General features: G+C 36.1%; 13 protein-coding genes. 12 read left to right on the top strand and 1 reads right to left on the bottom strand.

Annotation, left to right across the window (positions count from 1 at the left end; all coding sequences use genetic code 11):
• The first annotated feature begins 65 nt into the window (after positions 1-65).
• The gene (gene dnaG, locus ACH2CJ_RS02400) at positions 66-2,048 is read left to right on the top strand and encodes a DNA primase (protein ID WP_394990481.1); all 1,983 of its coding nucleotides are present in this window, start codon (positions 66-68) and stop codon (positions 2,046-2,048) included.
• Positions 2,049-2,080: 32 nt separating this feature from the next.
• Here the strand turns inward: dnaG and ACH2CJ_RS02395 are convergent, their stop codons facing one another.
• Entirely contained in the window at positions 2,081-2,536 is a 456-nt protein-coding gene (locus ACH2CJ_RS02395; RefSeq protein WP_394990480.1) for a helix-turn-helix domain-containing protein, read from the bottom strand.
• A gap of 131 nt (positions 2,537-2,667) precedes the next feature.
• Between ACH2CJ_RS02395 and ACH2CJ_RS02390 the strand changes: the two genes are divergently transcribed.
• The 11 genes from ACH2CJ_RS02390 to ACH2CJ_RS02340 all read left to right on the top strand — a co-directional run bounded on the left by ACH2CJ_RS02390 (position 2,668) and on the right by ACH2CJ_RS02340 (position 15,500).
• Positions 2,668-3,807, top strand: coding sequence for a DUF3179 domain-containing (seleno)protein (locus tag ACH2CJ_RS02390; RefSeq protein WP_394990479.1), 1,140 nt, complete (start codon positions 2,668-2,670; stop codon positions 3,805-3,807).
• A gap of 709 nt (positions 3,808-4,516) precedes the next feature.
• A complete protein-coding gene (locus tag ACH2CJ_RS02385) occupies positions 4,517-5,077 on the top strand; it encodes a hypothetical protein (RefSeq protein WP_394990478.1) in 561 nt (186 codons plus the stop codon).
• Positions 5,078-5,163: 86 nt separating this feature from the next.
• Positions 5,164-6,081, top strand: a complete 918-nt coding sequence (locus ACH2CJ_RS02380) for a hypothetical protein (RefSeq protein WP_394990477.1) — start codon at positions 5,164-5,166, stop codon at positions 6,079-6,081.
• A 66-nt stretch (positions 6,082-6,147) separates the two neighbouring features.
• The gene (locus ACH2CJ_RS02375) at positions 6,148-7,698 is read left to right on the top strand and encodes a PA-phosphatase (protein WP_394990476.1); all 1,551 of its coding nucleotides are present in this window, start codon (positions 6,148-6,150) and stop codon (positions 7,696-7,698) included.
• A 54-nt stretch (positions 7,699-7,752) separates the two neighbouring features.
• Complete coding sequence (locus ACH2CJ_RS02370) at positions 7,753-8,799, top strand: hypothetical protein (protein WP_394990475.1); 1,047 nt, start codon at positions 7,753-7,755, stop codon at positions 8,797-8,799.
• Between the two features lie 160 nt (positions 8,800-8,959).
• The gene (locus ACH2CJ_RS02365; RefSeq protein ID WP_394990474.1) at positions 8,960-9,487 is read left to right on the top strand and encodes a hypothetical protein; all 528 of its coding nucleotides are present in this window, start codon (positions 8,960-8,962) and stop codon (positions 9,485-9,487) included.
• Between the two features lie 89 nt (positions 9,488-9,576).
• A complete protein-coding gene (locus ACH2CJ_RS02360; protein WP_394990473.1) occupies positions 9,577-10,728 on the top strand; it encodes a TonB-dependent receptor plug domain-containing protein in 1,152 nt (383 codons plus the stop codon).
• 30 nt (positions 10,729-10,758) lie between these two features.
• The gene (locus tag ACH2CJ_RS02355; RefSeq protein ID WP_394990472.1) at positions 10,759-11,760 is read left to right on the top strand and encodes a TonB-dependent receptor domain-containing protein; all 1,002 of its coding nucleotides are present in this window, start codon (positions 10,759-10,761) and stop codon (positions 11,758-11,760) included.
• Between the two features lie 74 nt (positions 11,761-11,834).
• The gene (locus ACH2CJ_RS02350; protein ID WP_394990471.1) at positions 11,835-12,320 is read left to right on the top strand and encodes a gamma carbonic anhydrase family protein; all 486 of its coding nucleotides are present in this window, start codon (positions 11,835-11,837) and stop codon (positions 12,318-12,320) included.
• A gap of 276 nt (positions 12,321-12,596) precedes the next feature.
• The gene (locus ACH2CJ_RS02345) at positions 12,597-13,973 is read left to right on the top strand and encodes a vanadium-dependent haloperoxidase (protein ID WP_394990470.1); all 1,377 of its coding nucleotides are present in this window, start codon (positions 12,597-12,599) and stop codon (positions 13,971-13,973) included.
• A gap of 177 nt (positions 13,974-14,150) precedes the next feature.
• Positions 14,151-15,500, top strand: a complete 1,350-nt coding sequence (locus tag ACH2CJ_RS02340) for a vanadium-dependent haloperoxidase (RefSeq protein WP_394990469.1) — start codon at positions 14,151-14,153, stop codon at positions 15,498-15,500.
• Positions 15,501-15,605: the final 105 nt, after the last annotated feature.

Raw genomic sequence — 15,605 nt, 5'->3', positions numbered from 1 at the left:
CCCCTTTTGGGTACAAAAGTTGCACAAAAAGTGTCATTTCACCGACCTTTAGTTAAATTTCAGACATGCGAATCAGTCAAGATACTGTCCAACAAATCCTTCAAGCAGCCGACGTAACGGAAGTTGTAGGCGATTATGTTGCTCTAAAAAAACGAGGAGCAAACATGATGGCGTGTTGCCCTTTTCATAACGAAAAAACACCCTCGTTTTATGTGTCGCCCTCAAAAGGCATTTATAAGTGCTTTGGTTGCGGAAAAGCAGGCGATTCAGTGCGATTTATCATGGATATTGAGGGTATTGGCTACCCCGAAGCCCTAAAGCATTTAGCAAAAAAATATGGAATTGAGGTTGCCGAAAAAGAAGTAACCAGTGAAGAGCAGCAAGCCCAAAACGAAAAAGAAAGTCTTTACATAGTTCTTGATTTTGCCAGTAAATATTACCAAGACCAACTCTGGAAAAGCCCTGAAGGTGAAAGTATCGGGCAAAGTTACTTCAAAGAAAGAGGCTTTAACCATACTACAATTCATAAATTTGATTTGGGATATAGCCCCGATGGTTGGGATACTTTCACGAAACATGCCATAAAAAATGGCTTTTCGGTAGATATTCTTGAAAAAGCAGGACTTTCAATAGTAAAAGAAGGCAAAGACCCCATTGATAGGTTTAGGGGTCGAGTAATTTTTCCGATTCATAATGTAGGCGGAAAACCCATCGCTTTTGGAGCAAGGATTCTGAAAAAAGACCCAAATTCACCAAAATACTTAAACTCTCCCGAAACAGGTGTTTATCATAAAAGTCATATTGTTTACGGAATTTTACAAGCAAAAAATCCAATTCGGATTGAAGAAAACTGCTTTTTAGTAGAAGGCTATACCGATGTTGTATCATTGAATCAAGCTGGAATTGAAAACGTTGTTGCCTCATCAGGAACATCTTTGACGAAGGAACAGATTCAATTAATCAGAAGATTTACGCCAAATATTACAGTACTTTATGATGGTGATGCTGCAGGAATAAAAGCCTCTTTGCGAGGAATTGACATTATTTTAGAAGAAGGCTTAAATGTAAAAGCCGTAGTTTTTCCTGATGGAGATGACCCCGATAGTTATGTACAAAAGGTTGGTAGTCAGGCATTTAAAGAATATGTAAAAAATACACAAAAAGATTTCATTCGCTTCAAAACTGAAATTTCACTCAAAGATGTAGGTAATGACCCAATCAAACGAGCCGAGTTGATAAAGGATTTAGTCGAAACCATTTCTAAAATTCCAGATTCCATCAAACGGTCTGTTTTTTATAAAGAAGTAGCAACTTTGATGGGAATTGAAGAGCAAATATTGATTACAGAGGGAAATAAAATTTCACTAAAAAAAGTATCTGATTCAGAAAAAGACAAACAACGCCAAAGCAGAACGCAACAAGTTGGAGATTTAGATATTTTAGTTGTGCAAAGGAATGCCAACCAGATGAGTAACATTCCATCGTTAATATCAGAGAAAAATGAAACAATACGCTCTGCAATATCTTATCAAGAAGAAGAATGTGTGCGACTTTTAGTTTGCTATGGCAATAGTGTTTTAGAACATAATACGGTTGAAAATATTGATTACAAATTGACCGATTATGTATTTAATGAAATAAAAGACATTACTTTTGAAACACCTTCCTATCAAAAAATATTAAACATTTTTAGGGAGTTTTATCAGCGAAACGAAATTCCTGATACAACTCATTTTACGAGCCATCAAGATGAAGAAATACAACAATTGGTTTCTACTTGGTTATTAACGCCATACCAATTGAGCGAAAATTGGCTCAAAAAAGAAATTTATATTCCTTTAGAGACCGATAAGTTGGCCGATTTGGCATATACCAATGTGTTGCGTTTGAAAAAAACGCGTTTTGAATCTGATATGGCAAAACTCACCAATCAACTCAATGAAGCTCAAAGTTACGAGGAACAAGACCACATTCTAACAAAAATGATGCAATTGAAAGACGTAATAAAGAAAATAGCAGGGCTACTTGGAACAGTCGTGCAGGGATAAAAATTAGGTGGGTACAAACAATAACTACCGATTTAATTATTTATTTTTTCTTCCAATAACCTCACTTGTATCTGTAAAGACTTAATTTCAGAATCTTTACTTTCTACGATTTGCTTTACCAATTGCAACTGAATTTGTAAACCTTCCACTTGCTGTCCTAATAATCTATTATGGAATTCTAATTGTTTTCTCAAATTACTAAAATCTTCAGTGGCTTCTTTTGGATATTTAGCATAATTTTTTGAATTAATAATATCTTCGATTTGAGCATCTGACAATTCCGCAAAATAGGAATTTTTCAAATCGTCAATATTTATTCCAAAATAATTACTAATTAGTTCGCAAACGTCTAAGGGTGGAAATGTTTTGCCAATCTCATAATCAGAAATGGCACTCTTACTTATCTTTAGTGTTTCTCCTAATGATTCTAAAGTTAATTTTTTCTTTTTTCGTAATATTCTGAGGTTTAACCCAAATCTATTTTCCATTATTCAGGAATTTAACTATTTATTTTCCATAAATTTGGAATTCATTTCATTTATCTATTACTTTGTTTTGCAATTTAATGAATTCGGTAAAGATTAAAAAATCTTATTTATAGAACGATTAAAAATATGGAATGAAAAATTTTTTTTACATTGGTATAATCTCACTAATTCTATTTGAATTTTTGAATGTCTATTTCATTATGCCTCTACCTGGAAGTCAGCGAATACGAAGCATTGATTTTGCCTATTTCCTTTATACTTGGCGATGGGCTTTTCGTGGAGTTTTTAGTTTAATATTACTCATTGGCTTTTTGAAAGCGTTTCAAGCGTCAAAATGGTTTACTTTGGCAGGCATACTTTTGGTACTTTCAACTATCTATGTTTTTAATTTTGAAATGGCCGCCGATACGATGTTTTATCAGCCAAAAGATTTGCAGATGAAAAACGCCCAATCAAATAAAGTTGAGAAAAACAGAATTATTCTCGGAATAGAACTCAATGGAGAAGCCAAAGCTTATCCAATTGCTTTAATTGCCTACCATCACCAAGTGCTCGATACGATTGCAGGCAAACCAATTATGGTAACTTATTGCTCGGTATGCCGCACGGGGAGAATCTTTGAGCCGCTCGTCAATGGTAAATCCGAAAAATTTCGCTTGGTGGGTATGGATCATTTCAATGCCATGTTTGAAGATGCAACCACCAAAAGTTGGTGGCGACAAGCCAACGGCGAGGCAATTACTGGAAAACTGAAAGGACAAATGTTGCCCGAATTGCTTTCGCAACAAACTTCAGTCGAAAAATGGTTGGCGTTGCACCCAAATAGTTTAATTATGCAGCCCGATTTTAATTTTAAGACCAAATATGATAGTACCGCAAAATATGAATCAGGAAAAAGCAAAAGTGATTTGACTCGTACCGATTCGCTTTCATGGAAAGACAAATCATGGGTAGTTGGCATCGAATTAGGAAAAGATAGTAAAGCTTTCGACTGGCTTCGCTTGAAAAGAGAAAGAGTGATTAACGACCAAGTCGGAAATCAGCCAGTTTTGGTGGTTTTGGCGGCCGATAATAAAAGTTTCTTTGCTTTTGAGCGTCCGACCAAAGAAGCACGTTTTTTTATTAAAAATGACACTTTAAATATTGATAATAAACGATTTACGTTGAATGGAAACTCGGTTGACAAATCAAGTTCTCTCAAGCCAATCAAGGCTTATCAAGAGTTTTGGCATAGTTGGCAAACATTTCATCCTGCCACAAAAAAATATTAAATCTCTGAAGTAAGTTTTATTATAGCTTGGCTAAGTCAGCCTTCGTATTGCAATTTGTTGTATTGCTTTTAAAATTTTCCAGTTCATAAATCCATAAAAAAAAATTAAGATTTGATTAAGGTTGTTCAGACTCTGCACATTGGTTTATGTGCAGAGTTTTTTTGTTAATTACCATTTTTCAATTCCCTAATTTCTCAACTGTCAAACCTTCATCTTTTTACAAAAAAAGCGACGGCCACTATCTACATAACTATCAAAATAAGGGCAAATACTTTACTGAAACTTTGTTGACCATCTCCTTTTTCTAAAACTCAAAAGTTTTTCCGTAAGGCTTATAGCTCAAAAAACCCTTGTGATTGAGTAGCCGCACAACCAACGAAATCGTATTGTAAAATGGTTTGGGTTCATTTGTAAATTGTTTCATTAGTTATTTTTAGTAATATTTTTATTTTTTTTTAATATACGAGCTACATTTCCATTATTGCGGAAATTACAAACCCTTATCCTCCTCACTTTAATTGCTTATAAAAGTATTTATTTTATAAGCAATTTCATTTTTCCACTAAAAATATTAAATTTTCATGTTTTTTTCTTGATTTGATAATGATAGTTTTGTGTTTTTAAGAAAAATATTCCATTAAATTGGAATTTGTGAAAAAAAGTATTTTCTTTGCTATTCCAATCAATAAAAACTCAGAAAATTTAGTATTTGAAAAAATTCTCCTCAATATTATTCTTATGCCTTTTGCTTTGTAATGTTCTGGGCTTTACATTCGTTACTCTTTGGAACGAATGGCAGGAAAATCATAGCGTAAAATCGAGTAGTTTTGTAGAGCTAATAAATGGTGAATTGGTTTTCAAGATGCAGCTTACCTTACCTTATCAAACCGAGTTTCGAAATGATTTAATGACTGGAAACACAGCCATTTATGAAGGTAAATTTTATGAGTCTTACGAGCAGATTTATCAAAAAGACACGCTTTATACCCATTATCGCCCTTTGAACGTAAGTCGAGATAATATTTTGGCATTGTTGAAAGAAGTTCATGAAAATATGGATGTTTTCTCAAAAAATCATAAAACACCAAGTCAACGAGCTTTAGAGTTCTTCAAAAACTTTTCAAAAGATTACGTTGCACTTCACTCAAACATGATTGCGTGGTTTTGGGTCGAAAATTTAGACATAAAAAACAACTTTAAATACATAATTCCACATACAAATTCTATCTTATCGGTCAACTCTCCACCACCGATTTCTGCATTCGTTTAAGCCTGTATTACAAAACACATTTGACAACTCTTTTGTCGGCATTACTGCTATATTATCTATAAAGTCAATTTATTGAAATTACAAAAATGAAATCATTTATTAATTACCTATTCCGTGGAATAGTTTTGGTGTGTACATCATCAAATATCTATGCACAAATGCCCCATGATGCTATCTATATGCCAAAAAAAACAGCCTGTTTGGCAGTGACATATAGTAATAGTAGCTGGAAAGAATATTGGGAAAATACCTTGAAGCGTGAAAACTTAAATATCGGCACGCACAATACCCAAAGTGTGATGCCAATGTTGGCTGTCGGAATAACCGATAAATTGAATGTGATTGTAGGCCTGCCTTACATAAGCACTAAAACAAGTGCAGGAAACTTGATGGGACAAAAAGGTGTACAAGATCTTTCGGGTTGGTTGAAATATAAGTTAGTTGAAAACACCACAGGAATTTCATTACACAGTGTTATTGGAGTTTCGATACCAATCGGAAACTATGTGCCAGACTTCCTTCCGATGTCAATCGGGCTGCAAGCTAAAACTGCTACTGGTCGATTAATTGCAAATTATACTCACAAATCGGGTATTTATATAACCGCTCATGCAAGCTATATATTTCGTAGCAATATTAAGATTGATAGAGATGCCTATCAAGCCGATAACCGTGTGTATAACACCAACGAAGTAAATGTACCTAACGCAACCGATGCCGCTGCAAGAGTTGGTTATTGGAAGCACGGCATTCAGGCCGAAGTTTTTGTTGATAATTTTACCTGTGTAGGAGGTGACAACATTCGTCGAAATGATATGCCATTTCCAACCAATAATATGACTGCTACAAATGCAGGTTTTTATGGAAAATACCAACCCAAAAATATTGGATTTAATGTAAAAGTTAGCAAAGTTTTAGATGGACTTAATGTTGGACAATCATTGAGCTATTCGATTGGTTTGTTGTATCAGTTGAACTATTTTAAGAAAGAAGAAAAGAAATAAATCGTAGGGAGTATTCATTACATTGTTGTACACCATTGTTTATCAATGGATTAAATTTTACAAAAAATGAAAATTATAAATAAAATATCGAAATCATTATTACTTATTACTGGTTTAAGTATTGTTTTTGGCTCATGCGAGAAAGCTATACACGAACCAGTTGTTGAAGCATATATACCTGCCAACCTTGACGAAAAAGCAGGCACTTGGAAACCATATATTCTAACTTCTTCAAGAGAAGTAATTGTAGCAGCACCCAAAGCAGCAAGCGATGCAGCATATCTCAAAGAATTAGATTCGTTAAAAAATAAAATTCTTCCAACTCTTTCAAATACTAATAAAGATGCCGTAGCGTATTGGGGAGCAGGGTCGGTGTATCGTTGGAATGAAATTGCACGTGAATTGGCAGCACGTTATAATGTACCGCCAGCATCAACTGCCGATGGAAAATATCTGGTGCCAGATGCTACCAATCCATTGGCTGACCCAAAGTTTCCGTTTGCCAACCCTCCTTACACAGCCCGTGCATTGGCATATTTGAGTGTTGCTCAATACGACGCTTTGGTTTCAGCTTGGAACTATAAATATAAGTACAACCGCAAAGCACCATCTAAAAATGATACTTCAATCTCAACTTTATTGCCAGTTTCAGACTTGCCATCCTATCCATCGGAAGATGCAGTAGTAGCAGGAGCTTCATACACTATTTTGGTAGCGATGTTTCCTGGTGAAGTTCCATATTTGGATGCAAAATTAGCAGAAGCAAAAAATGCAAGAATTTGGGCAGGCACAAATGTGCCAAGCGACATAACGGCGGGAGATGCATTGGGCAAGGCTGTAGGAGCAAAAATAATGGCAAAAGCCAAAGTTGATGGTATGAGTACAGCCAACAATCAAGCATTGACAGCAGGTATGATTGAAGCAGCCAAAGGTCGTGGAATAAAAGACATTTGGTTGAGTCAAGAAACCCCAGTACGTCCTCCGATGTTGCCCAATTACGGAGCAGTAACTACTTGGAATTTTGACAAAGCAACAATGGCACAAATTCGCCCTGCAATGCCTTTTGTTGTGGGTTCAGCTGAATTTGAAAAAGAGTTAGATGAGCTAAAAAGTGTTCAAAAAAATCAAACACGTGAACAAGCTCGCATTGCCAACTATTGGGCAGATGGTGCAGGAAGTTATACACCTCCAGGCCATTGGCATAGAGCAGCGGCAAATGCTGCCCACAATGCCAAATTTAGCGAAGTACGTATGGCTCGCACCTTGGCATTAGTTGGCACAGCTTTGATGGATGCAGGAATAGCTTGTTGGGAAACCAAATGTTACTATTATACTCCTCGCCCACAACAATTTGGCTTGAAAACATCGGTAGGTTTACCAAATTTCCCCTCTTATACATCAGGACATTCAACTTTTTCGTCGGCAGGAGCAACCGTATTAGCTAATATTTTCCCAAATGATGCCAGCAAGTTCGATGCTCAAGCCAAAGAAGCCTCAAATTCTCGTGTTTATGGCTTGATTCATTTCCGTGTAGATTGCGAAATGGGCTTAGTTCATGGCAAAAAAATTGGAGATTATGCCATTGCAAGAGGCAAAGCCGACGGTTCAGGGCTTTAAGAGTTGCAGTAAATTTAAAATTAAAAAAAAATAACTAAAAAATACTTTACAAAAATGAAAAAAATTCTATTTTCAATAGCATTTTTTATGGCTATTTCAAGTGCCCTTTCGCAAGGTTGTATTGCAGTTCGCTCAATGGCAACTGCTAATGGTAATCCGAGTGGTTCAGCTTTTATGCACGCTGGTGATTTTCAAATTTCTACTAATTTTCGTAAGCTACATTCGTATAAACATTTTGTTGGAAAAGTAGAGCAACCACATCGTGTCGAACAAAAAACAGAAGTTATCAATGACTCATACAATTTTGATTTTGGTCTTACATACGCTATTTCCAATCGTTTGAGTGTTACGCTCAATGTGCCGCTTTCTTACAATGACCGCTCATCTCTTTATGAGCATTATGGCAACGGTACACCTGCTGGTTCTAATCCTCGTTTTCATACACAATCTAAAGGTGTTGGCGATATGCGTTTGTCGGCTTCTTATTGGTTAATAAATCCAACAACTGCACCGAAAGGCAATATTGCCATTGGCGTAGGAATCAAGGCTCCAACCGGCAATGCCAATGTATTAGATGAATTTCATAAATTAGATAAAGACAAAAAAGAGTATATCCAAGTAAAAGCTGTTGACCAATCTATGCAATTAGGCGATAGTGGCTGGGGCGAAAGCATCGAAATACAAGGATATTGGACATTGTTTAAGAAGGCAAGTCTTTATTTCAATGGTTTCTACTTGTTTAGTCCAAAAGAACTAAATAAAGCAACAAATTTTTCAATCCCTGACCAGTTCGGTGCAAGAGTTGGAATGACCTATGGTTTGTTTCCAAAAAAGAATATTTCAGTTAGTTTAGGTGGACGCTTAGAAGGTTTACCAGCAGTCGACGCCATCGGCGGTAGTGCTGGTTCTCGTCGCCCAGGTTATATTGTTTCAGTAGAGCCAGGTATAATCTGGACTGGACATAAAAGTTCATTCTTAGTAGCAGTTCCTTATGCAGTAGTTAGAGATAGAATCCCTACTTGGACAGCCACAGGTTTTAGAGAAGGCGATGCTGCTTTTGCTGATTATTTTGTTTCAGCAACCTATGCATATCGATTCTAAGCATTTGGGTTATTAAGTATTCTTAAAAGATGTGATTAAAATCATGGTTTTTATCTAAAAAAATCACATCCTTTGCCCATTACCTTCATAAAACAGAAAACATTCATTAGGTTTGTGAAGAATTTTGAACGCTTAATATTTGAAAAAGTTCTCTTCTATATTGTTTCTCTGCCTCTTACTTTGTAATGCTTTGGGCTTTACTTTCGTTACTTTTTGGAACGAATGGCAGGAGAGCCATCGAGTAAAAGCAAGTAGTTTTATTGAAATAAAAACAGACGAACTAATTTTCAAAATGCAATTGACATTGCCATATCAGTCCGAATTTCGGAATGACCTTATGTCTGGCAACACCGCAATTTTCGAAGGCAAATTTTATGAATCTTATGTTCAGATTTATCAAAATGATACACTTTACACGCATTATCGATTGCTGAATGTAAGCCGAGACAATGTGTTAGCGTTGTTGAATGAAGTGCATGAAAACCTAAATATTTTCTCCCAAAAACATAAAACTACAGGGCAAAAAGCCTTAGAGTTTTTTAAAAACTTCTCAAAAGATTACTTCGAGCTTCATTCAAAAATGATTACATGGTTTTGGCTAGAAGATTTACCAGCAGCAAACTATCATTATCAAACATTCCACACAAATAATATTTTATCGGTCAATGCTCCGCCACCGATGTTTTAATAATATCCTTATTTTATTTAAACAGTCATTTGGCATTCCTTTTGAAAGGCATTGCTATAACGTTAAGTCTCAAATAATGAAATAACACAATGAAAAATAAATATATTTTATTCACTTTCGCCATATTTCTTAGCTCCTTCGCTTTTTCACAACAAAAAACAGATTCGGCTAAAGTACTGAAACTCAATGAAGTACAAGTAAAAGACCAGCAGTTCAAATTCAATATTCAGAGTTTACCAGTTACCAAAGGTACCTATATATATGCTGGAAAAAAGACGGAAGTTATCAATGTTTTAGGCTTAGATGCCAATATTGCCGAAAAAACTCCCCGACAGATTTTTGCAAAAATTCCTGGAATTTTTGTCTATGATATGGATGGCTCGGGGAATCAGATAAATATTTCGACTCGTGGACTTGACCCACATCGTGGGTGGGAATTTAATGTTAGGAAAGATGGGGTAATTACCAATTCCGACATTTATGGTTATCCTGCCAGTCATTATTCGATGCCGATGGAAGCAATTCAGAATATCGAATTGGTGCGTGGAACTGGTTCATTGCAATACGGGGCTCAGTTCGGGGGAATGATTAATTACATTGGAAAACAAGGCGATTCTACCAAAATTTTTGATTTTGAAACTACCAATAGCATCGGTTCTTATGGTTTATTGAGCACTTATAATGCCGTTGGCGGACAAGTCGGCAAGGTAAATTACTATGCATACTACAGCAAGCGAGTTTCTGATGGCTACCGTGACAATAGTCGAAGCGATTATGGGGCACAATCGGCTCAGATTACTTATCGTCCAACGTCGAAATTATCTATAAAAGCCGATTTCTCTCGCTCAAAATATGTTTTCCAATTGGCAGGGCAACAGACCGATGCCATGTTTAATGCCAATCCGAGGTCGTCTATTCGTTCAAGAAATTATTATAGTCCAGATATTTATGTGCCTTCGATTTCTTTGAACTGGGCGATAAATAATCGCACGAAACTTTCGTGGGTTACATCAGCAATTTTTGGCAGTCGAAATAGTGTAATGTTTGATAAAACTGCCGACATTATTGATAAAATTGACCCTCAAACTTTGCAATATGCCAATCGTCAGGTGGATATTGACAATTACCATAGCTATACTTCCGAACTACGGATTTTGCATGAATATCGCTTAGGGAAAAAGCCGTCGATATTGGTAGGAGGAGTTCAGTTGATGAATAATGATATGCATCGCCGTCAGTAAGGAAAAGGTACAACAAGTAGCGATTTCGACTTGAGTATTACAGGAAATTGGGGGCGAGATTTACATTTCAAGACTCAAAATATCGCTATTTTTGTTGAAAATCGCATTAATTTGACTTCAAAATTAGCTATTTCTCCAGGCTTTAGAATCGAATCAGGTGAGTCGAAAATGTCGGGAATTATTAGTTATTATGACCCCGAAAAATTACCTAATGTAATTCCTCATCGTTTCCCACTATTTGGCTTAAACGCTGATTATCAACTATCAAAAAATCAAAATTTATATGCAGGTTTTTCGCAGGCTTATCGTCCTGTAATTTTCAAAGACATTATTCCTGCATCAATTTATGAAAAATCTTCTGATAATTTGAAAGATGCAAATGGTTACAATTTTGAGGCTGGTTATAAAGGAAATTTCGAAAAACTAAGAGTTGAATTTACGTATTTTCAACTACTTTACAAAAACCGACTCGGCACATTGGCTCAAACTGATGCCAAAGGAAATTTTCAAATATTAAGAACTAATATTGGAGATTCTTTCACAAATGGCTTGGAAATGTTTGTAGAATATTATACAAGAATCAACGACAAAGCAAATTTTTCAATATTTAGTTCAACGTCATTGATGCAAGCAAAATATTTGAAAGCAGAGATTCGTTCGGGCGAAAAAAATATTAGCATCGAAGGAAATTTCGTGGAAAGTACGCCCCAAGTCATTAGTCGCAATGGAGCAACATTTAGATACAGAAAAGTGAGTTTAACAAGCCTTTTCAGTTACACAGCCAAAAGCTTTGCCGATGCTCTCAACACCGTACAACCTTCGGCAAATGGTAGCGTAGGTCTTGTGCCTGCCTACGGAATTTTAGATTTTAATGCAACTTATAGAATTTCGAGCAATTTATTGCTTAAACTCAACCTAAACAATGCAACCAATAAGCAATATTTTACTAAACGTCCTCAATTTTATCCAGGCCCTGGTATTTGGGCTTCTGATGGGCGGAGTGTAAATTTGACAGTTTCAACTCGTTTTTAATCAATATTTTTTAGATTTGTGTAATTTTAAAGCCAATGCGGTAGTCAAATCTAAATCCTTCAAAACAACATAAAATGCCCAATTTTATCGCCTCAAATGCCACCGTAATAGGCAAAGTTACACTCGGAGAAGATTCCTCAGTATGGTACTCAGCTGTAATTCGTGCCGATGTAGAGGAAATTATTGTTGGCAAACGTACCAATATTCAAGATGGGGCAATTTTGCACGCTGATTACGGCGAACCAACTATCATTGGTGATGACGTAACGGTAGGTCATGGAGCAATCGTACACGGAGCAACTATAGGAGATTGTACACTTATAGGCATGCGTGCCACAATTTTGAATCGGGCAAAAATTGGCAAATTTTGTATCATTGGAGCTTGTGCTTTGGTAACCGAAGGCATGGAAATTCCTGATTATTCAATGGTCTTGGGTATTCCTGCTAAAATAGTGAAACAAATCACCTCAGAGTATGCCCAAATGCTCGAAATGAGTGCTGCACATTACGTCGAAATGGCTCATCGCCATCAGTCAGGCGAGTTCCAAAAACTGATTTAAGAATGCTTTTTAACCTATCTATTAAATAGCATGATTTTTGATAAACTTTGCCAAACCGATTTGTTATTTTATAAATAGGCTTCCTGCGAAAGTGTTTTATGATTGAAAAATAGTAGATTTTCAATCATAAAACACTTTCGCAGGAAGTCTAATCATTGATAATCAAATAATTATACACTTAATAATGCACAAAATTCGATTTTGCTTTGGCAAGATTTTTGCAGCAAACACTTTTAACTGTTGAATATAAAAGTACTGTCAAAATCATAAAGAGTGATGATAAAATATTATACCTATTTCTTCTCAAAGAAATTCAAAATCCTGTTTCGCCCCTTACTTATTTTGATGGTGATGGGCGTATTATTTACTTCTTGTAAAGACAAAAGTGCAGTCGAAAATCCAAACCCGGCCGTTGGTGTATCTAAAGCTACAAGCGAATTTGATGCAAGCATTGCTACCCGTTGGACAGATTTGCAATTAATTTTAATTAAATCTACTCCAGGCTATGCCCCACCAGTTTCAGCACGCACATTGGCTTATACGAGCCTTGCCTTGTATGAAAGCATTGTTTATGGAATGAAAGACCATCAATCTTTAGCAGGACAAATAGCTGGCTTAACTACCCTACCGAAACCTGATTTAACGAAGGAATATAGCTGGGGTTTAGCAGCCAATTCTGCACTTTCAACTTTAATTGTTGAGATGTATGCTACTACAAACGATGCCAATAAATCTGCCATTGATTCACTACGTCGAAACATTGAAAGTACGCTAAAAAGAGATGCCGAAAACCAAGAAATTATTGACCGCTCTATGATTTTTGGAGCAGATATTGGTAAAGCAATCTGGGAATATTCAAAAACTGATGGTGGACACGAAGGCTGGAAAAATAATTTTCCGACCGATTTTAAAACGCCAGTAGGTATTGGATTTTGGGAGCCAACAGGCTCTCAAAAAATACCATTACTGCCTTATTGGGGCAAAAACCGCACCTTTTCTGCCTTAAATGCGACTACAAATCCAGTTGCTCCTTCTACTTTTTCTTTCAAAGAAACCTCCGATATGTTTAAATTAGGAAAAGAGGTATATGATATAAGTAAAGCCTTAACAGCAGACCAAAAAGCGATTGCAAATTTCTGGGCAGATGGTGGAAATACACTTACACCACCAGGACATCACTTCAATATCGCAAACATTATTTTGAAAAAAGAAAAGGTAAAATTAGATAAAGTTGCTGAAGTATACGCAAAAGTAGGAATGGCTGTAAATGATGCATTTGTAGCTTGCTGGCGTTGTAAATATGTTTATAACTTGATGCGTCCGCAGACCTATATTCGTCAAGCAATTGACCCGACTTGGTCGCCTTTAATTACTACGCCACCATTTCCAGAATATTCTTCTGGACACTCATCAGGCTCAGGTGCTGCTGCCGAAACACTGACAAGTATTTTTGGCGATAATTATGCTTTCACTGACAATACGCATACTGGAAAGTTTCCTGACCGTTCGTTCAAATCGTTTTACGAATATGCCAACGAGGCTACAATGTCTCGCCTTTATGGGGGAATTCATTATCGTCAAGGAAATGAAAATGGTCAGAAAAATGGCAAAGAAATTGCCAAAAACATCTTGAAATTGAAATTTACAAAATAGTTGATAGAATAGAATTTCAAATGAGTATAGTCTAACAAAGATTTTATCTTGACTTCTTAATTCATTTTTGTTTAAGCTCAGCTAAACCCCTGACGGTGGTCGTAAAAAGCCTCGTCAGTGGGTAAAGCTAAATTCTCAGAAATTTTTTTATTTATGAAGAATTTGTACATTTGATTTATGTTTATTATAAAAAATATATCGCTAAAAACGCACAAGACGCTGATATTGACCATCTTGTATTTTTTCTTTTGGCAAAATATTTTGGCTCAACGTCCAACCAAACAGTTTTCGAGCGAAGTTGCTACGGCTTGGTTCAATCTGCAATTATACCTGATTTCAAATACAGATGGGTTTTCTCCACCAGTTGCTTCTCGTGCATTGGGTTATTCAGGACTTACGCTCTATGAGTCGGTTGTCAATGGGATGCCTGATTATCAATCACTTACTGGTATTTTGAATGAATTCAAAACTATTCCAAAAATAGAATCAGCTAAAAATTATCATTGGGTTTTATGTGCTAATGCTGCCCAAGCTGCGATTACCAAAAGCCTTTATGCCAATACTTCTAAATCAAATCTTGCAAAAATTGATTCGCTGAAAGATTTTTTTGAGAAAAAATACATGAACGATACTGACAAAGAAACAGCTTTGCGTTCTGTAAAATTTGGTGAATCTATAGCTAAAGCAGTATTTGATTATTCAAAAACCGATGGTGGACACGAAGGTTATAATAAAAATTTTCCGAAAGGTTATAAAACCATCACGGGTGCTTGCGTTTGGACACCAACAAGTGAGCAGCAAACTCCACTGCAACCTTTTTGGGGTAAAAATCGACCATTTGTAAAGGGAAATAGCGATTTTGATTTACCAATTCCGCCTCGATGCGAGGCAAGTATTTCATCAGTAATGTATGCCCAAGCATTAGAAGTTTATAGTGTTGGCAAAAACTTATCAATTGAGCAAACAACCATTGCAAGGTATTGGTCTGATGATGCTGGAAAAACTTTTACACCTCCCGGTCATGCCATTTCTATTACTGCACAAATAGTTACAAACGAAAAACTAAGTTTAGACAAAGCGGTAGAAGTTTATTGTAAAGTAAGCATTGCTACAGCAGATGCCTTCATTTCGTGTTGGAAATGCAAATTTATGCACAATGTCTTGCGACCAGTTTCATACATACGTACAACAATTGACCGAAATTGGAATCCATTACTCGACACACCGCCATTTCCTGAATATACTTCTGGACATGCTTCTGTTTCGGGAGCAACCGCCCAAGTTTTGTCAGATTTATTTGGCTTCAATTATCATTTTACTGATAATTCCCATGCTGCAAGAGGCCTAAAACCTCGCTCTTTTGAGTCTTTTTATGAGTTTGCCGAAGAAGCCGCTCTTTCACGCCTTTATGGTGGTATCCACTATCGAAATTCCAACGAAGAAGGCTTAAAAAATGGAAAACGCATTGGTAAAAACGTTTGTGATTTAAAGTTTAAACCCGTGCGACAGTCGCCTTCTAAGTCTTAAAGGAATACAGGGTTTGTTCATAAAAAAAAAGGTTACTTAAAGATTGCTGGTATTAACTTCCAGTTTTTAGTCAATTTTTCTCTTAGGATGGATTTATTACCACCT

The sequence above is a fragment of the Emticicia sp. genome (assembly GCF_043780375.1).
Lineage (GTDB): Bacteria > Bacteroidota > Bacteroidia > Cytophagales > Spirosomataceae > Emticicia.
This window is presented reverse-complemented; position numbering and strand designations above follow the sequence as displayed.